The following is a 23,849-nucleotide window of genomic DNA, read 5'->3' as shown; positions in this document are numbered from 1 at the left end:
CTCAACCCTCAACCATCTCGAAAAGGAGAAAATCATGGCAACCCCAACTTTCGAAGACCGCATGTCAGCAATGAAGGCAAACCGCGATGCACACCAGATGAACTCTGGTCTGTACCACGCCAACATCAACGTGCTGGACAAGTCCACCCTCGAGGACGCCGTTGAGCACCCAGAGAAGTACCCGAACCTCACCGTTCGCGTCTCTGGCTACGCTGTGAACTTTGTCAAGCTGACCAAGGAGCAGCAGCTCGACGTTATCTCCCGCACCTTCCACCAGGGTTCTTAATCATGGCTGATGGCGTTACTGGTGTTGTCACCCTCTCTCCGGAAGAAGGAGAGCGTGTCCGCGGCGTAGCTGCGGGCCTGGGAGATAATGCACAACTCGATGACATTACCCGCCCGGAGCTCATGGAGGCGCGCCGTACCGGCGATATCGCCCTCGTGCACTCTTGGGAGCTCGTGACCGCCGTCGATGGCCCGGGAACCCGCATGACGATGTTCATGTCCGGATGCCCACTGCGCTGCCAGTACTGCCATAATCCAGACACCTGGGAGATGAAGACCGGCACACTGGAGCGGGTCGAGGATGTGGTCAAGCGCATCAAGCGTTATAAGCCCATCTTCCAAGCTTCCGGTGGCGGTCTGACCATCTCCGGTGGCGAACCCCTCTTCCAGATTTCCTTCACGCGCCGCGTGCTTAAGGAAGTCCACGATGCGGGTATTCACACCACCATCGATACGGCTGGGTACTTGGGCGCGCGCTTGCGCGACGAGGACCTAGACAATATCGACCTCGTGCTTCTCGACGTCAAGTCGGGCGACGAGGAAACTTACCGCAAGGTCACCCAACGCCAGCTCCAGCCAACACTGGATTTCGGCGACAGGTTGAACAAGATAGGTAAGCCGGTATGGATCCGCTTCGTAGTGGTGCCTGACCTCACGGACTCGCCAGAGAACGTGGAAAATGTGGCCAATATCGTGGCTCGATGGAAATCTAACGTCGAACGCGTCGAGGTCTTGCCCTTCCACAATATGGGCAAGGACAAGTGGGAAGGCCTAGATATGACCTACCAGTTGGCAGACACGAAGCCGCCAAAGCCGGAGGACGTGGAGAAAATCCGCGACGTCTTCCGCTCGAAGGGCTTGGAAGTCTACTAGCCTGGGAGGGCATGACCGACTACCGCCGCTTTGGCCACACAATTAAAGAGCACCACCTAGAAGTCCCGTGGGATTATTCCAATCCCCACGGGACTTTTGGGCTTTATGCCCGCGAAATCATCCCGCCCGGCGGAGAGGGCCTGCCCGCGTTGCTTTACCTCCAGGGCGGGCCTGGTTTCCCAGCACCCCGGCCGCTGACACCCACGGGGCTTATTGGCAAGGCACTGGAGCGGTACCGCGTGATCCTCATGGACCAGCGCGGCACCGGCCGATCGCACCGCATCGATGCACTGAGCCCGGCCGCGGAGCGCACCGCAGCGCACTTGGCGTTGCTGCGCCAAGATAATATCGTCCGCGACGCCGAACGTTTGCGCGAACACCTCGGCCTGGAGAAGTGGTCGCTATTCGGCCAATCCTTCGGCGGCTTTTGCATTACCGCCTACCTGTCCCAGGCCCCCGAACACGTCGAGCATGCATTTTTCACCGGTGGCATCCCCACGCTGAAGGGTGCAGACGATCTATACCGCGCCACTTTTAGCAAGCTCAAGGCCCGCCAGCAGCGTTTCTACCGCGAATTCCCGTGGGCCCAGGACCGTATCGAGGAGATCATCTCCCACTTGGACAATTCGGATGAGTGCCTTCCCACCGGAGAGCGTCTGTCCTCGCTGCGGTTTCGCACCATCGGTATTGAGCTCGGCCGCGGCACCGGTTTTGATTCGCTGGCTTATCTGCTGGAAGAGCCTTTCCGCACCGTGGCAGGGGAGAAGCGGCTGCGCGGCGATTTCTTGGTGGACGTCGGCCAGCGCGTGAGCTTTGCAGACGGCCCGCTGTATGCCGCTATCCATGAGTCAATCTATGGCGGCGCCGGTGGGCAGGCCGTTACTCATTGGGCGGCGCATCGTGTGCGCGAGGAATTCCCGGAGTTTGCGGAGTCCGGCACGTGGTTGACTGGCGAGCATATCTTTCCCTGGCAGTTCGACGAGGACCCTGCTCTGCACGCGTTTGCCGACGCCGCCCACGGCCTCGCCCGCCACGAATTCTCCCCGCCCTATGCGCTCGGTGAGGTGCCGACCACGGCCGCGGCCATATATGTCGATGATATTTTCGTTCCGCTCGAAGAATCCTTGGCTACCGCCGCCCACCTGGGGGACCTGCGGCCGTGGATTAGCAACGAGTTCCAGCACAACGGCATTCGCGAAGACGGTGCGACCATCCTGGGCAGGCTTTTTGCGCTTATCGACGATCACTAGCGTTTCGCTATTTCCTATGCGAAAATATTGGTGATTGTCACGACATTTAGGGAGATATTTTGATCGCCACCATAGTTATAGTCCTCATCCTATTGCTTATCTTGGGAACCCTATTTGATGGCTATTTCATCGTTCGCACTCGCGAAGCTGCCATCTTGGAGCGCTTGGGTAAATTCCAAAAGGTGGCGCATGCTGGTCTGCACTTCAAGTTGCCGTGGGTAGACCGCGTGCGCGATAAGATTTCGCTGCAAGTACGCCAGCTGGATGTGATGGTGGAGACCAAGACCAAGGACAATGTCTTCGTCCAGATCCCTGTGGCCGTGCAATACGAGGTAGTTGAAGGCCGAGAGCGCGAGGCATACTACATGCTCTCGAACCATGAACAGCAGATTGTGGCCTACGTGCAGGATAATGTTCGCTCCTCCGTGGCGAATATGGACTTGGATGATTCCTTCTCCTCCAAGGACACTATTGCTCGCAATGTTGCGGCCTCCCTGCGCGATAATATGGCCGAGTACGGCTGGAACTTTGTCAACACCCTGGTTACCGATATCCGCCCCGATTCCCGCGTTCGCGAGTCCATGAACTCCATTAACGCGGCGCAGCGTGAGCGCGAGGCGGCCGTCGCTCAGGCAGAGGCCGAGAAGATCCGCGTGGTCAAAGAGGCCGAGGGTGCCGCCGAAGCAAAGAAGCTGCAGGGACGCGGCGTTGCGGACCAGCGCAAGGAAATCGTCGAGGGCATTGCCCAGCAATACGAAATGCTTCGCGACGCCGGCGTGGAAGAATCCCCCGAGGCGCTCATGCTGGTCTCTCAATACCTCGACGCGATGGTCGATGTCTCCCACAACGGCCAGGCCTCCGTGCTGTACATGCCCTCCAACCCGCAGGGCATGGGTGACCTCTTCAGCGGCATGCGCGACGTGCTCATGGCCAACCGCGCCCTCGACTCCGCCGAGGGGGCGCCTCAGCACCGCCGCCCGCAGCCGCACAAGCCATCCCGCGCCGAGGAAATCGAGCGCGAGTCCAAGCATCAGGCAGAGCGTGCCAAGCGCGAAGCCATCGCTGCCTCCCAGCGTGCTGAGCAGGAGCGCTCCGAGCAAAATCGCGGTGAGCAAGAGTCGCAGCAGGGTCAGCACCCCACCGCGCAGCCCCAGGCTGCTCGCGAGTACTTCCAGCAGCTGCGCGACCAACTCAAAAACGAGGACTAGCCCTGAGCATCGATAACCTCTTTGACGCCTATACCGCCCAGCGCGGTATTACCCGCCGCGCAGAAGTTGTACCCGACCACGAGTGCCAGATTTTCCCCGCCGAGACCAGGGCTGCCTCACAAGTCGATGCCTTAAACGCTGCCCGAAGCCTCGTTCACGACGTCCTTTCTTCCGACCAAGAGCATGAGCCCCAGCGCGACGGGGACAATTCCGACAACAAGTAGGTAGGTCCGCTCCGCACCCGCCGAGGAAGGGTCATACAGCGTCGACAGCGTTCCCGCTAGCGAGGTTCCAATGGCCATGGTGAGAAAATACAGCGCGGAAAAGCGCGTCGCGTACGCTCGCGGCGCGTGCGCGGCCGATGCCGCCATGCCCACCGGCCCGATGAATAGCTCGCCGAGCGACATCAACAAGATGGTCATGGCCAACACCACAAATGGCGTTGAATTTTCTCCGCCCCCGACGAACGGCAACAGCACAAACATTCCGGAACCTGCCACCATGATGCCTACGGCCATCAGCACACGCCGCGAGCATGCCCACCGAGACATGCTCGCCGCCAGCGGTAGGGACAAAACCAGGATGAACAGTGGATTGAGTGATTGCGTCCATGCCGCCGGAATCTCAAACCCGCCGACCATGCGGTCTACACGTTGATCCGAGTACACGGCTAGCACCCCGTAAATCTGCGGCTGGAGAGTCCAGTAGGCCGTCGAGCAGAAAAAGAGCGGGATATACGCCAGAACCTGCTTCCGCTCCGGCACGCTGACCCGCGGGGATCGCAGCATGCTGGCGAAGAGGGTGAGGGCGGCCGCGAACGTCGCAAAGAGCAAAAGCATAGCCAGCTTGTCTGGTGGAACCGTCACCGCGACCGCGACGCTGCCCACTACAGCCACCACAGCTACCGCCGCGGCCTTGCCTGGCGCGGCAGTAGGGTTGGGAGGCCGGGTGTCGAACTCCGTGACTACCCGCTGGCGCAATAACCCGTAGAAGACACACCCGCAGCACATGAGGCCTGCGGCTGCGAGGAAACCGGCATGGTAGCCGTGCTTTTGTGCCAGCCAGCCCGTGAGCATCGGTCCGAGTAAAGCGCCAATATTTATCCCCAGGTAAAAGATTTGAAAAGCCCCATCCCGTGCGCCGGCTGTGGGAGGAAAAGCCGCGCCCAGAATGGTAATTGCCGCCGTTTTAAGCAGCCCTGAACCCAGCGCAAGCGGCAACAGTCCGGCCACGAGGCCCGCCATACCAGGCACGAAGGACAGCGAAAGGTGCCCGCACATGAGCAGACTCGCGCCGGCAAGCAACGTGCGTTCGGCACCTAGGAGCCGGTCGCTGACCCACCCGCCCACGAACGTGCACAGGTAGAGCAGACTGCCGTAGGCACCGACGAGCGCCGTGGCCTGCGCCTGGTCCATGCCGAGTCCGCCGGAGGTGGAATAGAGGTAGTAGGCGAGGATGGCCTGCATGCCGTAGAAGCTAAAGCGCTCCCACATTTCAATTCCGGCGATAGCCGGCAAAGCCACCGGTAAACGCCGAATTGAACGATGTTTAATAATTGTCATAAAAGCACTATAACGGCCGAAAGTCTGTGATAAACCTAAAATCATGGATATTTCAGCGGAGGACATTGCCGCTCTCGACGCACGCCACATTTGGCATCCCTACGCCGAGCCAGGCGAGCCCACGCTTGTGGTGGACTCGGCCGCCGGCGTTTATTTAACACTCGCAGATGGCACCACGCTTATCGACGCCATGTCTTCCTGGTGGGCCGCCGCCCACGGCCACGGCCACCCGCGGCTCAAGGCGGCAGCGAACGAACAAATCGAGAGGGTGAGCCACGTCATGTTCGGCGGACTCACCCACGAACCGGCTGCGCGGCTTACTCGTAACCTCATGGAATTAACGCGTGGTAATTTTGAGCAGGTCTTTTATTCCGATTCCGGATCTGTATCGGTAGAAGTAGCCATCAAAATGGCACTGCAGTATGCCCGTGGCGCAGGGCACCCAGAGCGCTCCAAGATGTTGACGTGGAGGTCGGGGTATCATGGCGATACCTTCGCGGCGATGAGCGTGTGCGATCCCGAAGGCGGCATGCACTCGATGTGGACCGGTACCTTAGCGCAGCAGATTTTTGCCCCGGCGCCGCCTACTCGCGGGGCTAGCCCGGCCGAGCGCGCGAACTATCTGCGCGAGCTGGAAGCGTGCATCACGGAAGAAGTTGCGGGGCTAATTATTGAACCTGTAGTCCAAGGCGCGGGTGGCATGCGCTTTCACGACCACGAGCTGGTCCGCGGGGCCCGAGAAATCTGCGACCGCCACGGTATCGTGCTCATCGCGGACGAAATCGCCACCGGGTTCGGCCGCACAGGTGAACTCTTTGCCACCCAAGCCGCTGGCGTTGTGCCAGATATCATGTGCGTTGGCAAGGCGATGACCGGCGGTTTTATGACCATGGCTGCCACGCTCGCCACCGCGAAGGTGGCCGAGGGGATGAGTCCGCGCGCGCTGATGCACGGACCAACATTTATGGCTAATCCACTCGCTTGTGCCGTTTCGGCCGAGGCAACTGCGCTCATTTTGGAGGGCAATTGGCGCGAGCAGGTAGCCGGCATCGAAAAGCAGCTGCAACGAGGGTTTGAGGGCCTGTCCGAGGAACCTGGGGTAGCCGACGTGCGCGTACTTGGCGCCATAGGTGTGGTGGAAATGGAATGCGATGTAAATATGTCCGCAGCGACGGCCGCAGCCGTAGCCCAAGGTGTGTGGTTACGTCCGTTCGGCCGGTTGATTTATATCATGCCGCCGTTTATCAGCACCGCAGATGAAATAGCGCAAATGTGCCGCGGCGTGCGCGCTGCGGTGGCAGGAGGACGACAGTGATAATTTACGTGACGGGGACGAATACTGACGTCGGTAAGACTGTGGCCACGGCCGCGCTCGCCAGCGCGTTCAAGCAACGCGGCCGCGAGGTCATCTACGCCAAACCGCTGCAGACGGGAGAGCCGGAGGGGAAGGGGGATGCGGCGACCGTCGGCAAGCTGGCGGGGGTGGAGGTAGCAGAGATGGTGCGCTTTCCGGAGCCACTGGCGCCGAATCTTTCTGCGCGCCGGGCCGGCATGGGCCAACCCAGCCTGCAGGAACTTAAAGAATGGATTGCCGCCCTTGACGCACCCGGCCGTGTGGTGCTCGTGGAAGGCGCCGGCGGGCTCCTCGTGCGTTTAACGGACGCCTATACGCTTGCCGACGTCGCCGATAAGCTCCTCATCGTCACCTCCCTTAACCTAGGAAGCCTCAACGCGGCCGAGCTGACCGTGCGCGAGGCACAACGCCGTGGAATTGAGGTGCTCGGGCTAGTTGGCGGCTCGCTGCCGGCCGATCCGGACTTGGCTACGCGCCTGAACCTGGAGGAGATGCCGGAGGTGACAGGCTGTACGTTGTGGGGCAGCCTGCCGGAGGGCATGGCGCGCATGGCACCGGCCGAATTCGCGCGGGTAGCCGCGGAAGTCTACGCGGACTTTGTCGAGCACGCCGAGTAGCGCTACCTCGCAGAGGCAGCGCTAGCGGACCCAACGAACCTTGCCATTGACTCGGGCAAGGCGTCCACGCAGCGGCGGGGCATTCGGATCATCTTGGTTGACCCCGTTGTGATACGGGCAGCACACGGTGAGGTTGTCCATATTGGTCAGTCCTCCGTGCTTCCAAGCCTTCAGGTGATGGATCTGGGCCTTGTCCGCCGGGTGGTTGCACGGCGGCCACGGGCAGGTAGGGTTTTCGGCCGCGGCCATCTGCCGCTGTTTCTCGGTGGCGTAGCGCGAGGTGCGATACAGGTTGACGGGGCCTTTAACGGGATGGATAAGGGTGGCTAGTCCGTGCTCGGTGAAAGTACGCTCGACCAACTCGGCACCGGTAATGGTGGCGCCATTAGTCAGCCGCAGGGTGACTTCTTCACCGTCGCCGTCCAAGATGCGGTCCAGCGCGTTGAGCGGGATGATGACGTTGGTTGTGGTGCGCGCGGAAGGGGCGCCCGAGCCGCGAAGGAGATCGCGCAGGGAATCGAGTGGGCGCGCGGGGTCGAGCGCGGCGTCAAACTCCGCGAGGAAGGCAGAGGGGGCGGTAATCCGCATGGTCCAGGGGCCATTCGGGCGGCGAAGGAGCTGCACCCCTTCGCGGGGCGGCGAGCGGCGCGGGCGGAGGTCGCGGAGGCGTTGCTTGGCGCGGCGGGCGATTTCAGAGGCGGGGCCTCGCAGGCGGCACAGCTCTACCCGCAAGTTCCACGCATCGCGCTGTGTGCGCACGCGGGAGACATATTTTTCAATCAGCTTGAGCGTTATGAGGTCATGGTGGCGAGCGGCCGTGGTGGCGTGGCGTTGCTTCCGGCTGAAGCGCGTTGGGCCGAAATAAACCGCGGCAAGCGCGCGGACGTCGCGGGCTTCTACATCGGGTAGACCCAGCTCGATGAGGGCGCGCTCAGACATGCCGCGGGCCTCGGCGAGGATATCCATCGCCGAGGCTATGTGGGAGGCATAAGCCTTCAGTGCGCTCATGGCCGCAACTCTAAACAGGACTGGCAGTAGAGCTGAGTCGTAGACGGCCGCAGCTGTGGATAGCTTGTTTAAGTGTCAACTGCCTGCGGTGGGCGGAAGTGGCACAAAGGCGCGAAACGAGCGCGCTTTAGATCGCTACCACCGTGCTAGAAAGGCCCCCGGATCGCGCGCAGTTGCGCAATTGCACCGTACGGCCAGGCTGTGGATAAGGAGACCGGCCCGGTCAATGCGTTCGTCACTGCGCTGGACGACGCCGCGCTAGCTTAGGCCCTTCATCACGCGGGCGACGTGGCCGGTGGCCTTGACATTGTAGTGCGTCTGGCCGATGGTGCCGTCCGGCTCGACCAAGAAGGTGGAGCGGATGACGCCCTGGACGACCTTGCCGTAATTCTTCTTCTCGCCAAAGGCACCGTAGGCGGTCATAACGGACTTATCCGGATCCGACAGGAGCGGGAAGTTCAGCTCATGGTCCGCGCGGAATTTTGCCAGCGCCTCTGGCTTATCGGGAGAGATGCCTACGACGGCAATATTGAGATCATTGAGCTGCTCCAAGGAATCACGGAAATCGCAGGCCTCCTTGGTGCAGCCCGGGGTATTGGCGCGGGGGTAGAAATAGACGAGTACGCGTTGGCCTGCGTAATCGGCGAGGGAAACGGTGTTTCCGGCGTCGTCGGCGAGCGCAAAGGCAGGGGCGGTATCTCCAACGTTCAATCGGTTTTCAGTCATGGTTCCCACCATACTTACCGGCCGGGCTGCACGCTTTTGCACCGGCGGGGTAGAATGATCCCGTTAAGAGCGAACCTAAGTTAAGAGGAGAACTTCGTGGCACGCAATATTGAAGACATTCAACGCGATATCGAGCGCACTCGCCGCCAGCTGGCCGGCACCCTGGACGAGCTTGCGCAGCGCAGCAAGCCGCAGAACTTTGCCAACGAGGCCAAGACCGCGGCTACCGATAAGCTGCAGGACCGCAACGTGCAGATGGCCCTTGGCGGCGTCGGCGCCGCTGTGGTTGGACTAATTGCTTTCTCGATCTTCCGTTCTCGCCGCCGCAAGAGCGACTTGAAGGAGCTGCAGCGCCTGCTGTCCGAGCGCCACTAATTACTAATTAAGGAAGTCCCCGCACACCGCGGGGACTTTTTTCGTAGGCTGGGTTGGGATGAAGACACCAATCCCTTTTTATTTGCAGGAAATCCTCAATAAGGTGCGCGATAATCGCGACGGCACCGTGGCGGATTATATTCCGGAGTTGGCTAAGGCGGAGCCCGAGTACCTCGGCGCCGCGATGTGCACCACCACCGGCCACGTATATTCCGCGGGCGATGATGAGGTGGAATTTACCCTGCAATCCCTGTCTAAACCGTTTGTTTACGCACTGGCGCTGCAGGAGCTCGGCCTTTCCGCGGTGCGCGAGATAGTGGGCATGGAGCCTTCGGGGGAGGCTTTCAATGAGCTTTCGCTCAACCGCGATGACCACCGGCCGGTCAACCCCATGATCAATGCGGGCGCGATTGCGGTCACGCAGTTGATTAATGGCGTGGATTCGGAGCCGGCCGCGCGCGTGGAGCGGCTGCGCACCTATTTCTCCCGGTTGGCAGGCCGCGACTTGCTTATCGACGACGCCATGCGCTCCTCCGAGCTCGATGTCAGCGAACGCAACCTTTCGCTAGCGCACATGCTGCGCAATTACGACATCATCCAGGACGAGGCACACGATGCGGTCTCGACGTATATCGAGCAGTGTTCGATTGTGGTGACGGTGCGGGACTTGGCCGTGATGTCGGCAACTCTGGCCAATGGTGGGGTGCAGCCGGTAACGGGAGACAAGATTTTGGATGCGGACGTGTGCCGACTGACGCTGTCAGTGATGAGCTCGGCCGGCATGTATGACGGCGCCGGCCGGTGGATGGCCGAGGTGGGAATCCCGGCGAAGTCGGGTGTTTCAGGTGGCCTCTTGGGTACTCTGCCTGGCCAGCTGGGTGTGGCGACGTTCTCGCCGCGGCTGAACAAGGAGGGCAACTCGGTGCGCGGGGTGGATGCGTTTAAGTTGTTGTCGAAGGATATGGGCCTGCACCTAATGTCTACGGATGAGCGCTATGGCGTGAACCCAGTGCGCAAGGTGGAGCAGGATGCCGAGCTGACCGTCATCTATCTGCAGGGCCTGATTAACTTCAACGCGGCCGAGACCATCTTGTACGAGCTGATGGAGTCGGATTTTGGCGAAGGCACGGTGGTGCTCGAGCTATCGCATATCACCGGTACGAACCGCATGGGCCGGCGCATGCTGAAAGAGGGGCTGCGCCGAATTCGCGAGTCCGGCTTCGATATTGCGATTGTGGATCCGGATGGAGAGTTGGAAAACCGCACCATGGCGGACGGAACTGAGGTGCCCAAGGGAGAGCCGGAAGACTACACGATCAACGGCGAACCCGTTTAGGTTTGGGTTACCTTACTTAGTCAGGTTAGGATGTCCTATGTAAGGCCCATCGCGGCTGCTGCGAGGGCATCCAACAACCAAGGACTAAAAATGGCTCATACCCCCTTCAAGGTGATGGCGGTTGTGGCGGCATCGGCAACCGCACTCGTCGGCTGTGGCGCAGCTGAGGAAGTAACTGGCGGCTCCAGTGGCGATGCCGAGTTCTCCTTCACCGATATCACCGGCCGTGACGTGGAACTGGATAACGCTCCCGATCGCGTGATTTTGGGGGAGGGCCGATCGATTTTTGCCACCGGTGTACTCGACCCCGATAATCCACTGGACAAGGTCGTTGGCATCGGTACGGATCTCAAGCAGAACGTGCCGGATTACTACGCGGCGCTGGAAAAAGAACTGCCGTCCGTAAACGAGGTTCCAGAGATCGGCGGCTTTGCCAAGGGCGATGTCACCGTAGAAAAACTCGTGAGCCTAGACCCGGACCTCATTGTGCTCTCGCTGGATCAATACGATGCCTCCCGCGAAGCTGGCCTGACCGACAAGATGGACCAGGCTGGTTTGAAGTATGCGGTCACCGACTTCCGCCGCGACCCGCTGGAGAATACGCCTAAGACTATGGACATCTTCGGCGAGATCTTCGGCCAAGAGGAGCGCGCTGAGGAATTCAACGCGGACTGGCAAGAGACGGTGGATCTGGTTGAAGACCGCGCAGAGAAGGTAAAAGATAAACCAAAGACCTTCGTTTGGAGAGCAGCAGGTGTCTCCGATTGCTGCGGTTCGTGGAACGATTCCAATATCTCCCAGCTGGTCAACGCGGCCGGCGGCGAGAATATCGGCGATAAAGTCATTCCGGGCGAGTCCGGCACGATCACTCCGGAAAAGGTCCTTGAATCTGACCCGGACATGGTTATTGCCACCGGTGGCGATTGGTCCGAGATGAAGGACGATGAGGGCCACCCAGTCGGCTATGCGGCAGTCGGTTATGGCATTGATGAAAAGGAAGCCAAGGGCAGCGTCGCCAAGCTGCCGGGCAAGCAGGCCGGCTTCGATAAGCTGCGTGCAGTCAAGGAACACCACCTGCACAGCATGTGGCACCAGTTCTATGATTCGCCGTTTAATTACCTGGCGCTGCTGCAGGTCGCGGAGTGGATTGACCCGGAGGCGTATGCCGATATGGACGTCGCCAAGCAGTGGATGGATGCGCAAGAAAAGTACTCGCCGGTTTCCGGCGAGGGAACCTTCTTTAGCACCAACTAATGGAGGGCGCAGAGGTAGCCGCGCTGGCGCGGCAGCACAAGAAATTAACGTGGCAACGCATCGGCATTGTTGTGGGCCTGACCCTGATCGCAGCCGTGGCTTTTATTATCAGCAACTTCGTGGGTGCGATCGATATCAGCCCGGGCGAGGTCATGAAGGGCATAGTCAATCCTGCGGGGCTGGATGACCAGACGCGCACGGTGCTATGGCAGCTGCGCCTGCCTATGGCCGTGATGGCCGTGCTCATTGGCATGGCGCTGTCTATGGCTGGCGCGGAGATGCAGACCATCCTTAATAACCCGCTAGCCGAGCCGTTCACGCTGGGCATTTCGGCGGCCGCCGCGTTTGGCGGCGCCAGCTCCATCGTGCTCAAATGGCAGCTGATTGCGCAGCCGCAGTTCAATCTCGCGTTGGTGGCGTGGCTTTCGGCCGCGGTAGCCACCGCGATCATCGTGATTGCGGCTGTTATTCGCGGCGCTAAAGCGGAAACTATGGTGCTGCTGGGCATCGGCTTGGTGTTCTTCTTCCAAGCCATGCTGGCGCTTATCCAATACCGGTCTTCGGCCGAGGCGCTGCAGCAGATTGTCTATTGGTCCATGGGTTCTCTGACTCGCGCCAACTGGGCGGCCAATGGCGTGCTGGCGGCCGTGCTCATTATCGCCCTGCCTATCCTGTGGGTGCTGGGCTGGCGCCTGACGGCCTTGCGGCTTGGCGACGCCCGCGCTACCGCCATGGGCATCAATACCTCGCGCCTGCGCGTAGTGGTGCTTATCGTGGTCTCGCTGGTCGCGGCGACGACCGTGGCCTTCGCAGGCATCATCGGCTTCATTGGCTTGGTGGGCCCGCACATCGCCCGCATGCTGGTAGGCGAGGACCAGCGTTACTTCCTGCCGGCCTCCATGGCGGCGGGTGCAGCCGTGATGTGTGCAGCGCATGCGGTGAGCCTGATGATTAAACCAGGCTTGGCTATTCCTATTGGCATCGTTACTTCGCTGCTGGGCGTGCCATTCTTCATTGCTATCGTCATGACCCGAAGGAGGGCACTGTGGACGTAGAACTGACTATTTCCGGCCTGAGTGCGGCCTATGGCAAGCATCGCGTGCTGGAGTCCGTGGATGTGGAAAAGCTCCACGGCGGGCAGCTAGTTGGCCTTTTGGGGCCGAATGCCTCTGGCAAGACAACGCTTATTAAGTCCCTAGCCGGCGTGCACCGCGGCTGTGACGGCGAGGTGGATTTCCGCGTCGATGGCACGGCCCCGCGCGGCAAGCGACGCCGCCAGCTTATCGGCTACGTGCCGCAGGACCTTACGAGCACGGCCGCGCTGCGGGCCTTTGAAGCCGTGCTGATTTCCGCGCGCCGGGAGGCCTGCGAAGACCCGATTACACGCACGGGTGAGGTACTGCACTCCTTGGGGCTGGATGCGATTGCTTCGCGCTACCTCAATGAGCTCTCTGGTGGCCAGCGTCAGCTTGTGGCGGTGGCACAGATGCTGGTGGGAAATCCAGGCCTCATGCTTCTCGACGAACCCACGTCCGCCCTCGACCTCCATCACCAGATCTTTGTCTTGGATGAGGTCCGTGCCAAAGCACAGCGCGATGGCAGCCTGGGCCTTGTGGCCATCCATGACATCAACCTGGCCGCGCGCATGTGTGACCAGCTGGTGGTGCTTAAAAAGGGTCATATTCGTGCTCAAGGTAGCCCTGCGGACGTTCTCACGGGGGAGCTCGTGGAGGGCGTGTATGGGGTAGAGGCGGACGTCGTCCAGCATGGCGGCGCTCCACTCATTGCCCCGTTGCGGGTGAGATAGCACAAGGCCGGGTAATCGCCCGGCCTATTTTTATTAGTTTTAGTGGTGAGTCATCAGGCATCTGGTTTCTTGGCGCCGTGAGCACATAAGTCATGTGCGGCGCGGTGACAAGGACTGGCTCATAAAAAGAAAAATCTCGAGGTGCCGTTCTAAGAACAACGCCTCGAGATTCGTATTGTGCGCCATCAGGGAATCGAACCCCGAACCCACTGATTAAGAGTCAGTTGCTCTGCCAATTGAGCTAATGGCGCATTGTTGACTTCCTGCCGTGTGGCTCTCTGTGCAACGAGTAGATACTCTAGCAGCCATTCTTTAAAAGTGTAAAATCGCCTGGTCAAAGCGGTTTTTAAAGGGTGTATAACAAATTGGTTAATGCCTGAAGTGGCTTCTGGTAATTGGCGGAGGGAGACGCTAATCTATGTTGGTCTTTGAAAGCAGCAATTACGTGTCTAAGGGCAACTCAGTGAAAAATTCCCTCCCTATCGCGCGCCGTCTCGTAGCGGCCGTGGGCGTTGCGTGCATTTCCCTAGCCGCCGCCTCCTGCTCCTCTGATTCCTCAGCCGAGAATCAGGCTGCCGACCAAGAATCCACCGCCGCCGCACATGCGGATGGAGACAAGGACGGCGGCAAAGAGTCCGACAAAAAGAAAGACGGCCTTGTAGCCTCCGTAAAGGACGGGGCGACGGATGTAGATCCGTCCAAGCCTGTCACCGTGGAGACCACGGGCAAGCTCAAGAGCGTCACCATGACCAATGAAATGGGCGTGGAAGTTAAAGAAAAGCTCTCTAAAGACGCCAAGACGTGGTCTACTGCGGAGGACTTGGGCTATAACCACACTTATTCCATCTTGGCCTCCGATGTAGATGGCAACAAGAAGAGCCTCAGTTTTTCCACCCCGCAAGCAGCGGGTGTTGCCGAAGTCTCGCTTTCCCCTATCCCGGATTCTGAAGTCGGCGTCGGTCAGGTTATTGGGGTGAATTTCGGTGTGCCAATTACGGACCGGAAGGCGGCTGAAAAGACCATTACTGTGAGCACTAACCCCAAGGTGGAAGGCGCTTTCCACTGGGTCAATAACCAGGAGGTGCGCTGGCGTCCGAAGGATTACTGGGAGCCGGGCACTAAGGTTGAAGTAAAGGTGGACCAGTATGGCAAGGACCTAGGTGGGGGAATCTATGGCGGTGAAAACGCCAAGACGAATTTCACCATCGGTGACCGCACGGTGGCCATTATTGATAACGCCACCAAGACGATGAAGGTCTTTAAGAATAAGAAGTTCTTGCGTGCCATCCCGGTCTCGCTGGGCCGCGATTATCAGTACGATACGCCCAATGGCCGCTACGTTATCGGCGATGAGCACCCGCAGCTAGTCATGGACTCGGAGACCTTTGGCCTAGCCCATGACGCGGGCGGCTACCGCACGACCGTGGACTGGGCTACGCAAATGTCTTATTCCGGCATCTATGTCCACTCCGCTCCGTGGTCCGTGTGGGCGCAGGGCAATACCAATACGTCCCACGGTTGCGTCAACGTGACGCCGGAGGCTGCGCAGTGGTTCCAGGAGACGATGAAGCGTGGCGACGTGGTGCGGGTATTCAACACCTACGGCGAGACGCTTAATGCGTTGGACGGTCTCGGTGACTGGAATATGTCCTGGGACGAGTGGTCTAAAGGTAACACGGACGCTAATCAGTAGCGGCTAGGGGCCGCGCAAGGCACAAGCGCATGGCTACAGTGGTGGCCATGCGCTTTTCTGTTTTGGACCGCGGGGCAGCCGGCCCACTGGATCAGGTGGCCGAACACGCCCGGCACGTAGAGAAGTTAGGGTTTCAGCGCTTTCTAGTGGCCGAACATCACGGTGTGCCGGGAATACCAGCGGGGCAGCCGGGGATGCTCGCGGCGCACGTTGCGGCACAGACGCAGCGCATTCGGGTGGGCACGGCCGGCATTATGTTGCTCAATCACCCGCCGTTTCTGGTGGCCGAGCAGATTAATCTCCTCGAGGCGCTGTATCCCGGGCGCATTGATATAGGGATTGGCTCCTCCGTCGGGTTTACCGCGCCGGTGCGAAAGGCGCTGCGCCAGGGGGAGCCGGCCGAGGTGAAGCAGCGCTTCGAGACGGAGCTAGCCACGCTCTTGCGCTACCTGCGCGGCGAAGAGGCGGTGACGGTCAGGCCTGAGTATAGGGGCACCCCGCTCTATGTTTTGGCGGGCTTTCGCTCGGCAATGGTGGCGGCAAAGTTGGGACTTGGTGTCATTCTGGGCGGTCCTGTAGCCACGCAGGAGGCCGCTGCGCGAGTGTATCGCGAACATGCGCTTGCCGACGCCCCGCCTATTATCTCTTCGCTCAATATCGCCGTTGCCGAGACGTCCGCGGCCGCCCGTGATCTCTTGTTGCCGGAAGCCTATGCGAAGGTGCGAGCGCAATCGACCGGCGAGTTCGCGACCTTGCGGCCGGCGGGCGAGCTGGACATGGATGCCCTCACGGGGCAGCAGCGACGGCGCATTGAGGAGGCGTTGGCCCATGACGTTTGGGGAACGGTGGAGGAAGTGAGGGAGGAACTAAGGGGCGTCGGCAAGCGGCTAGGCGTTAGTGAGTTTGTGGTCACCGGAGATATGCCAGATGTTGCTGGCCGGGCTCGTTCGGAGGAGCTGCTGGCGAGCATGCAGGTAGAAAACTGAAAAAGCCCGAGCGCGAGGCTCGGGCACTTGGGGTGGCTGACGGGACTCGAACCCGCGACACCCAGGATCACAACCTGGTGCTCTACCAGCTGAACTACAGCCACCATCGCTGCGTGAAAGCAACGAGATATAGGTTAACTCACGCCGCCTAAATTACAAAAACGCCTGGTAATCTGCGGTAGTTTCGGCCTTAATCTGCTCCGCCTCGGGGGAGGTGGGGCCCTCATCGGTGCGGAAGACGCTGCGGCGGTAGAAGTCTAGCTCGCGGATGGATTCGATGATGTCCTGCAGTGCGCGGTGGGCCATGCCTTTATCGGGCTGGTTGAAATAGGCGCGCGGGTGCCAGCGGCGGGCAAGCTCCTTGATGGTGGACACGTCGATCATGCGGTAGTGCAGGGCACTATCAAGCCGTGGCATATAGGTGCGGATGAACGTGCGATCGGTCGCAATGGAATTGCCGGCCAGGGGAGCGGGGTGCTCCGGATCGCAGTACTCGTTGATGAGCGCAAGTACGGCATCTTCGGCCTCGCCGATGGAGGTGGTGGACTCGCGGATTTCTTTATCCAACCCGGAATTGGCATGCATCTCGGTGACGAAGGAATCCATCTGTGCCAGCTCCTCCTCGGTGGCGTGGACGACCAGATCGATGCCCTCTCCCAGGATGTTGAGATTGCCATCGGTGATGACGGCGGCGACCTCGACGATGACATGGCGCTCGGGGTCCAGGCCGGTCATTTCCAAATCGATCCAAACGAGGCGGTCGTGCTTTGCGGCAATGTCGGAATGTGGCATGCGGCCCATTCTACTCCCGCCTCCTTTTACCCCTAGATGGGGTACGGGCGGGGTTGTTCTGGAGGGGTGATTGTCACTGGGTAGGGCGGCCTTCCCGTGAGTGTGTTTCTGTTCTGCATAAAAATAATTGGTGATTTGCCTCATATCGTAGTGTGAGTTAGGGCATACTCTGGGTTATCGTTCTTCATTCGGGAGGTGCGACAGACTTAGGAGAGAGCAGATGGCAAACTTCCTCGATGTCCTCAATACCGTAATTTGGTCCCCTGTCTTGGTGTTTTTATGCCTCGGCGCGGGTATTTATTTCACCGTGGTGACACGCGGTTTGCAGGTGCGCTGCATTCCGGACATGCTCAAACAGATCGTGAACGGAGAAAAATCCGCAGACGGCGTTTCTTCCTTCCAATCCTTGATGGTCTCGCTATCTGGCCGCGTGGGTGTGGGTAATATCGCCGGCGTGTCCACGGCCATTGCCTTCGGTGGACCTGGTGCCGTGTTCTGGATGTGGGCAGTGGCGCTTTTGGGCTCGTCCACCTCGTTCATCGAATGTACGTTGGCCCAGATCTACAAGGAAAAGGACCAGGACACCGGCGAATACCGCGGAGGGCCTGCGTACTACATCGAGAAGGCCTACAAGCACACTAAAGCTGCACCCTTCATGGTGGTCTACGGAATCGTCTTTGCCGTCGCCATGATCCTGGCAACCAGCTACTTCCTTCCCGCAATTCAGGCCAACGCGGTAGCTGCCGCGGCCGATACCGCGTGGGGCGTGAACTCTACCTGGGCGGCCGTTGTCCTGGCGGGCATTTTGGCCATCATCATTATCGGTGGCGTGAAGCGTATTGCGAACTTCGCCACCATCGTCGTGCCCTTTATGGCGGTTATCTACATTGTGATTTCTGTGGTGGTCATGTGCATGAACTTCTCGCAGATTCCAGAGGTCTTCGGGCTTATCTTCAAATCTGCTTTCAATATGGAAGCCGGCTTCTCCGGCATGCTCGGCGCGGCCATCATGTGGGGTGTAAAGCGCGGCATCTACTCCAATGAGGCCGGTCAAGGCACCGGTCCGCAGTCCGCTGCAGCCGCTGAGGTTTCCCACCCAGCTAAGCAGGGCTTCGTGCAGTCCTTTGCGGTCTACGTCGATACGCTCTTTGTCTGTTCGGCTACCGCGTTCATGATCATTTCTACGGATATGTACACCGTCTTCCGCGGTAGCTCCGAGGATGGTGAAGTGGTCTACCACGGTTCGCTGCCAGAAGGCGTTGAGGTGGGGCCTGGCTATGTGCAGTCCGGTCTCGATAGCGTCTTTGCAGGATGGGGACCCACCTTCATCGCGGTCTCCATTGCCTTTTTCGCCTTTACGACGGTCCTAGCGTACTACTACATGTCCGAGGTTAACCTTACCTATTTCAACCGGTGGGTACGCTCCCGCGCTGCTCGCCGTGGCCTGATTTGGGTGCTGCGCGCGCTGATTATTGTCTCCGTCATCGTCGGTGCTACCACCAGCCCGGGGGCGGCGTGGGCGCTCGGTGATATCGGCGTTGGCACGACGGCATGGCTTAATATCATTGCCATCCTCTTCCTCCAGGTTCCTGCCATCAAGGCACTCAAAGACTATGAGAAGCAGAAGAAGGCTGGCAAGGATCCGCAGTTCGACCCCGAGGCCTTGGGAATCAGGAATGCAGACTTCTGGGTAGAGCGCAAACGAGCACGCGGCGAGGACAGCGTGCTCAAAAACAAGGATCTAGAAGACGCCGGGGCTTAGCCCATCTTGGCGTAGAAGCTGCCCACCAGCGGTGCAATTACCGGGGTGGGCAGCACTTGGCTGAGGGTATTCATAGCCTTCGACAAGGGCCCTGGCACCACGCGGCGCTGGTTGCGGCGCATCGCTGCAATTGTTTCTTGGGAGCAAGACTCATAGGTGGTCCACAAGAAATCCGGAACTACCTTGTCCACGATTGATTGGTCTTCTTCGGCGATAGTGGCCTCGCGCACTGGGCCGGGGGCGAGCAGGGTGCAAGATACGCCGGAGCCCTTTAGCTCGTAGTGTAGGGCCTCTGTAAACGCATTAACGCCGGCCTTGGTGAAGACATAAGTGGCGTTATTGGGAATGGGGATATTGCCCGCGGCAGAGCCGACATTGCAAATGGCGCCGCTGCGGCGCGGCAGCATGTGTTCCAAGGCGGCCCGCGTGAGGTGATGGACAGCAGTGCCATTGAGCTCAAACTGGGTGGTCTCGTAGGACCAGTCCTGGTCCATGAAGGGGCCGAAGCTGGCGATTCCGGCGGAATTGACCAAGATAGATACCTCGTGGGTGGCGATGGTGTCGGTTACGCGGGCGACGTCGTCAGCCACGGCGAGATCCGCCGGTAGGGCGATGGCGTCAATATTGTGGCGCTGCTCGAGCTCCGCAGCAATGGACTCCAGTAACTCGCGGCGGCGGGCCACGAGGATGACGTTATAACCCAGGGCAGCGAAATCCTGTGCCATGGCTTTGCCAATGCCTTGGCTGGCTCCCGTGACGAGGGCATAGGAGGTGCGGGAGGGGGCGGGAAGCGACATGGTTAATCCTTTCCGGGATGGGGCATGGTGAGACCTAGCGTAAACAAAAAGCCTTGAAGCGGCGAGAAACTCGGCGCCTCAAGGCTTCGCGCGGTGCCCCCAGCAGGATTCGAACCCGCGACACATGGGGTAGAAACCCACTGCTCTAATCCACTGAGCTATGGGGGCTTATGACCCACTCATAGTAGCCCACGACGGCGGGGAAACCTAAGCCAGGGTGCGCTGCGGGGCGCGCAGGATGTCTACCAAGTCTTGGGCGGCAGCGGTCAGCTCGCGATCCGTGCGGTAGGCCACGATGGCGTAGTAGTGCGGCAGCTCATCGGAAATTGGGCGGTTGATAATGCCCTGTGGCTGCACAGCAGGTGCGCAATTGGGCACGATACTTACGCCTAGGCCACTGGAGACCATGGGAATGGCGCTATTGAGGCTGGCTACCTCCTGGGTCCTTTCTGGCTTGAGGCCAGGGCGGCTATTCCACAGGTCGCTATAGAATTCTGCTAGCTCAGGAAGCTCGCGGCTGCGCGGCGGAATGAGCCAGGTTTCGCCGCGCAGGTCCGCGAGCGAGACGGGAGACTCAAGCCCTGCAAGGCGTTGGGGTAGGGCGACGGAGTAATCAAACGTGGCCACCTGGTGGATGGTGAGCTCGTGGGCGTAGCGGCGGAGGAAGGCTTTCGGGTCGGATGTCGGCAAAAGCGCTAGGTCTACCTGGCCATCCAGCAGGCGTTTGATGGCGGTGGCCGGCGCGGCGTCGTCCAGCGAGATAGTGGCAGTGGGGTAAATCCGCTTCAGTTCGGCCAGGGCGGAAGGGGTAAATTCCCAGTTCAAAATGGGGGCGGAGGCGAGGGAAACGGTGCTGGCCTTGTCGCCGGTGATTTCGCTGATATGGCGCTGGGTTTCGTTCAGTAAAGCGTCAACCTTGACGGCCGTTTCATAGACATAATCGCCGGCCTCCGTGGTGGAGACGCCGGAGCGCCCGCGCGAAAGGAGCTGGGCATTAAGTTCCTTTTCTAGCTTTCGTATGGAAAGGCTCAGGGACGGCTGGGTCATGTCGAGGGACTCGGCAGCGTGCGTGAAAGAGCCATTGTCTACAACGGCGCGAAAATAAAGAAGTTGACGGGTGTCCATAAGCTCCATCATGGCACATGTAAAGACAAAATGTGTGTTAGGTGGGGAACTAGGTTGCGCTATACAATGCGCACTATGGCAAATGAGCAGGTTAACAGTGTAAATAAAGCGGGGAAGAAACCTCGTTCTTCCTGGGGAATTTATGTCGCAGCGATGCTTATTGCCGGCTTGATCGCTGGTTTCATTTCCCTGTTTCTCCTCGCTGATTCCCTAGCGGCCCTGGGAATTCCGGACCCCGGCCGCATTACCACCTTTGGCCTGCCGCTCTTTCGCGGCTTGGCTTGGATACTCATGGCTTTGTCCATCGGCTCGTTCCTCGCCTCGTCGTTCCTCATTGCTCCGCGTGGAGACAACGCTGCGCTTATCGACGCCCCCTTGTCCGTCGACGGCCACATCGCCGCGCGCACAGGTACCTGGGCTTCCTTTGGTGTGGCGGCCGTGGGGCTAGTGGAAATTCCGCTCATTATGTCCGATCTCACCGGAGCGCCATTTTTTCAGGTATTTGAACCTTCCACTATGAAGATGGCGTTGACGGAAATTTCTACCACCATTGTGTGGGGAATCTCCGTACTCATCGCCCTTGTCGTGGGCGTTCTTGGCCTGTGCGGTCGTGGCTGGTCGATGCAGCCGGTGCTGCTTTTCTTGTCCATCTTGCAGGTTGTGCCCATCGGCATGGAAGGCCATTCCGCGGCTGGTGGTGACCACGACTATGGCACCAATTCGCTCCTGTGGCACTTGGTCTTTGTCATGCTGTGGGTAGGCGGGCTCATGGCGCTAATCGCCCATGGTCGGCGCCTTGGCCCCAATCTCGCCTTTGCGGTAAAGCGTTACTCCGGCATTGCCTTCATGGCCATTGTGGTGCTGGCAGTATCGGGCTTGATCAACACCCTCATCCGCATGAATATCTCCGATTTGGTGGATTCTGCCTACGGCATCATCTTGATCACTAAGTTCGTACTCACGATTTTGCTGGGAATCTTCGGCCTTGCTCACCGCGAGCTCACCATCCCGCAGCTGGGCAAGGATCCGCGCCTTTTTATTCGTATCGCCATTGTGGAAGTAGCGGTTATGGCCGGCACCATTGGCGTGGCCATTACGCTGGGTCGCACCGTGCCCCCAGCGCCGCGCGATCCGAACCTCAACTCGATGCAGATTTTGATGGGCTATGAGCTCTTTGAAAAGCCCACGGTGCTCAATGTGTGGACCATGTTCCGCTTTGACATCATGTTCGGCACCATTGGCCTGCTCTTGGCCGCGGCGTATGGCTACTGCGTCTACCGCGTGCATAAGCGTGGCCTGACGTGGAATAAGGGACGTACTGCATGGTTTATGAGCGGCGCGTTGGGTATGACCCTCGTGATGTCTACCGGCCTGGGACTTTATATGCCAGCGATGTACTCGATGCACATGTTGGTACATATGATTTTGTCGATGGCGGTACCGCTTCTGCTCGTCCTTGGTGCACCACTGACCCTGCTTATGGAGGCCTTTGAGCCTGGGCCAAAGGGTCAGCCGAGCCTGCATGACTATGCGCTGGCGGCCACCCAATCTAAGGTCGTCGCGTTTATTACCAATCCGTTTGTCAATCTCGTGCAGTACCTATTTTTCCTGTACGTGTTGTATTTGTTCCCGAGCCTGTATCAATTTGCCATCTCGGAACACGCAGGCCACCTCATTATGAACTTTGCGTTCATCGTTTCTGGCTGCTTCTACTTTTGGGAAATCATCGGGCCGGACCCGCTTCCCAATCGTCGATCTACCCCATTCCGCTTGGCCGTGCTATTCCTTTCCATGCCGTTCCACCTTTTTGCTGGTGTATATCTCATGCAGCTGCAAAGCGTGCTGGGTGCCGACTTCTATCAGTATTTGGACCTGCCGTGGGATCAGGATCTGCTCCAAGATCAGCGCGTGGGCGGCGGCATTGCGTGGGGCTTTGGCCAGTTCCCGCTGGTCATCGTCTTTGGCAAGCTCTTCCTGGATTGGCTGGGCGATGACCGTGCTACCGCCCGCCGCCATGATATGCAGGCGGATGCGGACGATGATGCCGAATTGGAACGCTATAACGCGATGCTGCAGGATATGGGACACGGCGATGAATCGAGCTTCCGCGGGCGCTAGCCTGTGGATAACCGTTTAAAAATCTCCCCAAACTCTGTCCTTCGTTGACGGATACAACAAGTTATTCACAGGGTTGGGGTCGCCGGCATGGTGTGGCTTGTGCGCGGGCATCAGGATGTGCAAACGAGCGAGGAAAACCACACTCGCCAACCCAACTATCCAGCAAAGGATTTTCTAGCACCATGTCCCAATACCCAATTACCTTGACCGGTCGCCTTACTCGCGACCCAATCTTGACCAAAACCTCCACTGGGGCCTATAAAGCCAAGCTGCGCGTCGCCTCCTCGCGCCGGATTCCGGACCGCCAAGCCGATGCCGGTGTGGACAATATGGAAGGGCCAAACGCCAAGGCCCCGCAGTGGCGCGACGTGGACCACCTTTATATCGACGTCGAGATGTGGAATCAATTCGCCATCAACGTGCGCAAATCCCTGGCAAAAGGCATGCCTCTAGTCATCGTGGGGTCTCTCGTTACCGAACAATGGCGTGATGACCAGGGTGCCGATCATTTCCGCACGTATATTAAGGCGCAGTACGTGGGCCTGGACTTGAACCGTCACGTTATCGGTACAAAGCGCCTCGTCCCGCAGTACAACCAGGAAAATATCGCGGTCCCAGAGCTGGGGGACAATGCTATCGAACCAGACGTGGACCACAGCCTGCCGTCGCAGCAGGCGGGGCAGGGAGACACCGCTGCCGATACCGCAGCGGACCGCTACCTTGCCGAACGAGCCGCAGCTGCACGCGGTGGGGAAGAAGATGCCTTCGACGCCGAAGTGGAAGAGGAGGCTGCCGAGGCAGAATCCGCCCCAGTGAACGCTTAAGCGTTTCCTCCCTGGCTTGATCGCCTCGGGCGTACCTGACCCGAGGCACTCGAGCGGTGGTTCTGATGTAGTGTTTGTGTAGATAAATACGTCTCCC

Annotated in this window: 22 protein-coding genes and 3 tRNA genes; 16 read left to right on the top strand and 9 right to left on the bottom strand. The window is 59.5% G+C overall.

The genetic code is table 11. The features are described 5' to 3' along the window. Window positions 1–34 precede the first annotated feature (34 nt). Genes grcA2 through MHK04_RS04095 form a run of 4 tightly spaced genes read left to right on the top strand, consistent with a single transcriptional unit; the run spans window position 35 to window position 3,616 of the window. Window positions 35–286 carry an autonomous glycyl radical cofactor GrcA2 gene (gene grcA2 / locus MHK04_RS04110; RefSeq protein ID WP_005323969.1) on the top strand — a complete coding sequence of 84 codons (252 nt, stop codon included), beginning with the start codon at window positions 35–37 and terminating at the stop codon, window positions 284–286. A 2-nt stretch (window positions 287–288) separates the two neighbouring features. Continuing rightward, window positions 289–1,158, top strand: coding sequence for a pyruvate formate-lyase-activating protein (pflA, locus tag MHK04_RS04105; RefSeq protein WP_049360991.1), 870 nt, complete (start codon window positions 289–291; stop codon window positions 1,156–1,158). An 11-nt stretch (window positions 1,159–1,169) separates the two neighbouring features. Continuing rightward, entirely contained in the window at window positions 1,170–2,408 is a 1,239-nt protein-coding gene (locus MHK04_RS04100) for an alpha/beta fold hydrolase (RefSeq protein WP_239207942.1), read from the top strand. 59 nt (window positions 2,409–2,467) lie between these two features. Further along, on the top strand, window positions 2,468–3,616 hold the full coding sequence (locus tag MHK04_RS04095; protein WP_239207941.1) for an SPFH domain-containing protein: 1,149 nt from the start codon (window positions 2,468–2,470) through the stop codon (window positions 3,614–3,616). Between the two features lie 131 nt (window positions 3,617–3,747). Here MHK04_RS04095 and MHK04_RS04090 read toward each other — a convergent pair whose 3' ends face one another. After that, a complete protein-coding gene (locus MHK04_RS04090) occupies window positions 3,748–5,178 on the bottom strand; it encodes a peptide MFS transporter (protein ID WP_034655505.1) in 1,431 nt (476 codons plus the stop codon). A gap of 43 nt (window positions 5,179–5,221) precedes the next feature. On the opposite strand from MHK04_RS04090, the gene bioA reads away from it, so the two are divergent. Continuing rightward, entirely contained in the window at window positions 5,222–6,493 is a 1,272-nt protein-coding gene (gene bioA / locus MHK04_RS04085; RefSeq protein WP_239207940.1) for an adenosylmethionine--8-amino-7-oxononanoate transaminase, read from the top strand. After that, complete coding sequence (gene bioD / locus MHK04_RS04080; protein WP_239207939.1) at window positions 6,490–7,149, top strand: dethiobiotin synthase; 660 nt, start codon at window positions 6,490–6,492, stop codon at window positions 7,147–7,149. The genes bioA and bioD overlap by 4 nt, the downstream gene beginning before the upstream one ends. Window positions 7,150–7,170: 21 nt before the next feature. Here the strand turns inward: bioD and MHK04_RS04075 are convergent, their stop codons facing one another. Together MHK04_RS04075 and bcp are read right to left on the bottom strand one after the other, a co-directional pair. Continuing rightward, window positions 7,171–8,157, bottom strand: coding sequence for an HNH endonuclease signature motif containing protein (locus MHK04_RS04075; RefSeq protein ID WP_200288702.1), 987 nt, complete (start codon window positions 8,155–8,157; stop codon window positions 7,171–7,173). Window positions 8,158–8,415: 258 nt separating this feature from the next. Then, the gene (gene bcp / locus MHK04_RS04070) at window positions 8,416–8,883 is read right to left on the bottom strand and encodes a thioredoxin-dependent thiol peroxidase (RefSeq protein ID WP_005327287.1); all 468 of its coding nucleotides are present in this window, start codon (window positions 8,881–8,883) and stop codon (window positions 8,416–8,418) included. A 96-nt stretch (window positions 8,884–8,979) separates the two neighbouring features. Between bcp and MHK04_RS04065 the strand changes: the two genes are divergently transcribed. From MHK04_RS04065 to MHK04_RS04045, 5 genes are all read left to right on the top strand, one after another. Continuing rightward, window positions 8,980–9,258: a DUF3618 domain-containing protein gene (locus tag MHK04_RS04065; protein ID WP_023020880.1), complete on the top strand. Its 279-nt coding sequence runs from the start codon at window positions 8,980–8,982 to the stop codon at window positions 9,256–9,258. A gap of 58 nt (window positions 9,259–9,316) precedes the next feature. Continuing rightward, window positions 9,317–10,594, top strand: a complete 1,278-nt coding sequence (locus MHK04_RS04060) for a glutaminase (RefSeq protein WP_239204937.1) — start codon at window positions 9,317–9,319, stop codon at window positions 10,592–10,594. A gap of 90 nt (window positions 10,595–10,684) precedes the next feature. After that, window positions 10,685–11,848 carry an ABC transporter substrate-binding protein gene (locus MHK04_RS04055; RefSeq protein ID WP_239207938.1) on the top strand — a complete coding sequence of 388 codons (1,164 nt, stop codon included), beginning with the start codon at window positions 10,685–10,687 and terminating at the stop codon, window positions 11,846–11,848. After that, window positions 11,848–12,903, top strand: a complete 1,056-nt coding sequence (locus tag MHK04_RS04050) for a FecCD family ABC transporter permease (RefSeq protein WP_239207937.1) — start codon at window positions 11,848–11,850, stop codon at window positions 12,901–12,903. The genes MHK04_RS04055 and MHK04_RS04050 overlap by 1 nt, the downstream gene beginning before the upstream one ends. Further along, on the top strand, window positions 12,894–13,655 hold the full coding sequence (locus MHK04_RS04045) for an ABC transporter ATP-binding protein (RefSeq protein WP_023020884.1): 762 nt from the start codon (window positions 12,894–12,896) through the stop codon (window positions 13,653–13,655). The genes MHK04_RS04050 and MHK04_RS04045 overlap by 10 nt, the downstream gene beginning before the upstream one ends. 178 nt (window positions 13,656–13,833) lie before the next feature. Here the strand turns inward: MHK04_RS04045 and MHK04_RS04040 are convergent. After that, a tRNA-Lys gene (locus MHK04_RS04040) sits at window positions 13,834–13,906 on the bottom strand. Between the two features lie 170 nt (window positions 13,907–14,076). Here MHK04_RS04040 and MHK04_RS04035 point away from each other — a divergent pair. Both MHK04_RS04035 and MHK04_RS04030 read left to right on the top strand, forming a co-directional pair. Beyond that, the gene (locus tag MHK04_RS04035) at window positions 14,077–15,348 is read left to right on the top strand and encodes a L,D-transpeptidase (protein ID WP_411350901.1); all 1,272 of its coding nucleotides are present in this window, start codon (window positions 14,077–14,079) and stop codon (window positions 15,346–15,348) included. Between the two features lie 29 nt (window positions 15,349–15,377). Then, window positions 15,378–16,334 carry an MsnO8 family LLM class oxidoreductase gene (locus MHK04_RS04030; RefSeq protein WP_200288705.1) on the top strand — a complete coding sequence of 319 codons (957 nt, stop codon included), beginning with the start codon at window positions 15,378–15,380 and terminating at the stop codon, window positions 16,332–16,334. Window positions 16,335–16,362: 28 nt separating this feature from the next. Here the strand turns inward: MHK04_RS04030 and MHK04_RS04025 are convergent. Together MHK04_RS04025 and orn are read right to left on the bottom strand one after the other, a co-directional pair. Next, window positions 16,363–16,438, bottom strand: a tRNA-His gene (locus MHK04_RS04025). Between the two features lie 49 nt (window positions 16,439–16,487). Continuing rightward, window positions 16,488–17,135, bottom strand: a complete 648-nt coding sequence (orn, locus tag MHK04_RS04020) for an oligoribonuclease (RefSeq protein ID WP_239207935.1) — start codon at window positions 17,133–17,135, stop codon at window positions 16,488–16,490. Between the two features lie 211 nt (window positions 17,136–17,346). Between orn and MHK04_RS04015 the strand changes: the two genes are divergently transcribed. Next, on the top strand, window positions 17,347–18,888 hold the full coding sequence (locus MHK04_RS04015) for an alanine/glycine:cation symporter family protein (RefSeq protein ID WP_239207934.1): 1,542 nt from the start codon (window positions 17,347–17,349) through the stop codon (window positions 18,886–18,888). Here MHK04_RS04015 and cmrA read toward each other — a convergent pair. The 3 genes from cmrA to MHK04_RS04000 form a co-directional block, all read right to left on the bottom strand. Then, window positions 18,885–19,685: a mycolate reductase gene (gene cmrA / locus MHK04_RS04010; protein WP_239207933.1), complete on the bottom strand. Its 801-nt coding sequence runs from the start codon at window positions 19,683–19,685 to the stop codon at window positions 18,885–18,887. The two genes, MHK04_RS04015 and cmrA, sit on opposite strands and share 4 nt — an antisense overlap. A 94-nt stretch (window positions 19,686–19,779) precedes the next feature. Next, a tRNA-Arg gene (locus tag MHK04_RS04005) sits at window positions 19,780–19,853 on the bottom strand. 39 nt (window positions 19,854–19,892) lie between these two features. Then, window positions 19,893–20,810, bottom strand: a complete 918-nt coding sequence (locus MHK04_RS04000) for a LysR family transcriptional regulator (protein WP_023020890.1) — start codon at window positions 20,808–20,810, stop codon at window positions 19,893–19,895. Between the two features lie 66 nt (window positions 20,811–20,876). On the opposite strand from MHK04_RS04000, the gene MHK04_RS03995 reads away from it, so the two are divergent. Together MHK04_RS03995 and MHK04_RS03990 are read left to right on the top strand one after the other, a co-directional pair. Continuing rightward, on the top strand, window positions 20,877–22,928 hold the full coding sequence (locus tag MHK04_RS03995; RefSeq protein ID WP_023020891.1) for a bifunctional copper resistance protein CopD/cytochrome c oxidase assembly protein: 2,052 nt from the start codon (window positions 20,877–20,879) through the stop codon (window positions 22,926–22,928). 182 nt (window positions 22,929–23,110) lie between these two features. Continuing rightward, a complete protein-coding gene (locus MHK04_RS03990) occupies window positions 23,111–23,752 on the top strand; it encodes a single-stranded DNA-binding protein (RefSeq protein ID WP_239204949.1) in 642 nt (213 codons plus the stop codon). The last annotated feature ends 97 nt before the right edge of the window (window positions 23,753–23,849 follow it).

The sequence above is a fragment of the Corynebacterium nasorum genome (assembly GCF_022345765.1).
Lineage (GTDB): Bacteria > Actinomycetota > Actinomycetes > Mycobacteriales > Mycobacteriaceae > Corynebacterium > Corynebacterium kefirresidentii.
Note: the sequence above shows the minus strand (reverse complement) of the source record. Positions and strands in the feature narration are given on the sequence as shown.

What these genes read in the sequence shown, in the direction of transcription:
- grcA2 (WP_005323969.1), top strand. Translation starts at nt 35, where the DNA reads ATGGCAACCCCAACTTTCGAAGACCGCATGTCAGCAATGAAGGCAAAC.
- pflA (WP_049360991.1), top strand. Translation starts at nt 289, where the DNA reads ATGGCTGATGGCGTTACTGGTGTTGTCACCCTCTCTCCGGAAGAAGGA.
- MHK04_RS04100 (WP_239207942.1), top strand. Translation starts at nt 1,170, where the DNA reads ATGACCGACTACCGCCGCTTTGGCCACACAATTAAAGAGCACCACCTA.
- MHK04_RS04090 (WP_034655505.1), bottom strand. Translation starts at nt 5,178, where the DNA reads ATGACAATTATTAAACATCGTTCAATTCGGCGTTTACCGGTGGCTTTG.
- bioA (WP_239207940.1), top strand. Translation starts at nt 5,222, where the DNA reads ATGGATATTTCAGCGGAGGACATTGCCGCTCTCGACGCACGCCACATT.
- MHK04_RS04075 (WP_200288702.1), bottom strand. Translation starts at nt 8,157, where the DNA reads ATGAGCGCACTGAAGGCTTATGCCTCCCACATAGCCTCGGCGATGGAT.
- bcp (WP_005327287.1), bottom strand. Translation starts at nt 8,883, where the DNA reads ATGACTGAAAACCGATTGAACGTTGGAGATACCGCCCCTGCCTTTGCG.
- MHK04_RS04060 (WP_239204937.1), top strand. Translation starts at nt 9,317, where the DNA reads ATGAAGACACCAATCCCTTTTTATTTGCAGGAAATCCTCAATAAGGTG.
- MHK04_RS04055 (WP_239207938.1), top strand. Translation starts at nt 10,685, where the DNA reads ATGGCTCATACCCCCTTCAAGGTGATGGCGGTTGTGGCGGCATCGGCA.
- MHK04_RS04050 (WP_239207937.1), top strand. Translation starts at nt 11,848, where the DNA reads ATGGAGGGCGCAGAGGTAGCCGCGCTGGCGCGGCAGCACAAGAAATTA.
- MHK04_RS04030 (WP_200288705.1), top strand. Translation starts at nt 15,378, where the DNA reads ATGGCTACAGTGGTGGCCATGCGCTTTTCTGTTTTGGACCGCGGGGCA.
- orn (WP_239207935.1), bottom strand. Translation starts at nt 17,135, where the DNA reads ATGGGCCGCATGCCACATTCCGACATTGCCGCAAAGCACGACCGCCTC.
- MHK04_RS04015 (WP_239207934.1), top strand. Translation starts at nt 17,347, where the DNA reads ATGGCAAACTTCCTCGATGTCCTCAATACCGTAATTTGGTCCCCTGTC.
- cmrA (WP_239207933.1), bottom strand. Translation starts at nt 19,685, where the DNA reads ATGTCGCTTCCCGCCCCCTCCCGCACCTCCTATGCCCTCGTCACGGGA.
- MHK04_RS04000 (WP_023020890.1), bottom strand. Translation starts at nt 20,810, where the DNA reads ATGGACACCCGTCAACTTCTTTATTTTCGCGCCGTTGTAGACAATGGC.
- MHK04_RS03995 (WP_023020891.1), top strand. Translation starts at nt 20,877, where the DNA reads ATGCGCACTATGGCAAATGAGCAGGTTAACAGTGTAAATAAAGCGGGG.
- MHK04_RS03990 (WP_239204949.1), top strand. Translation starts at nt 23,111, where the DNA reads ATGTCCCAATACCCAATTACCTTGACCGGTCGCCTTACTCGCGACCCA.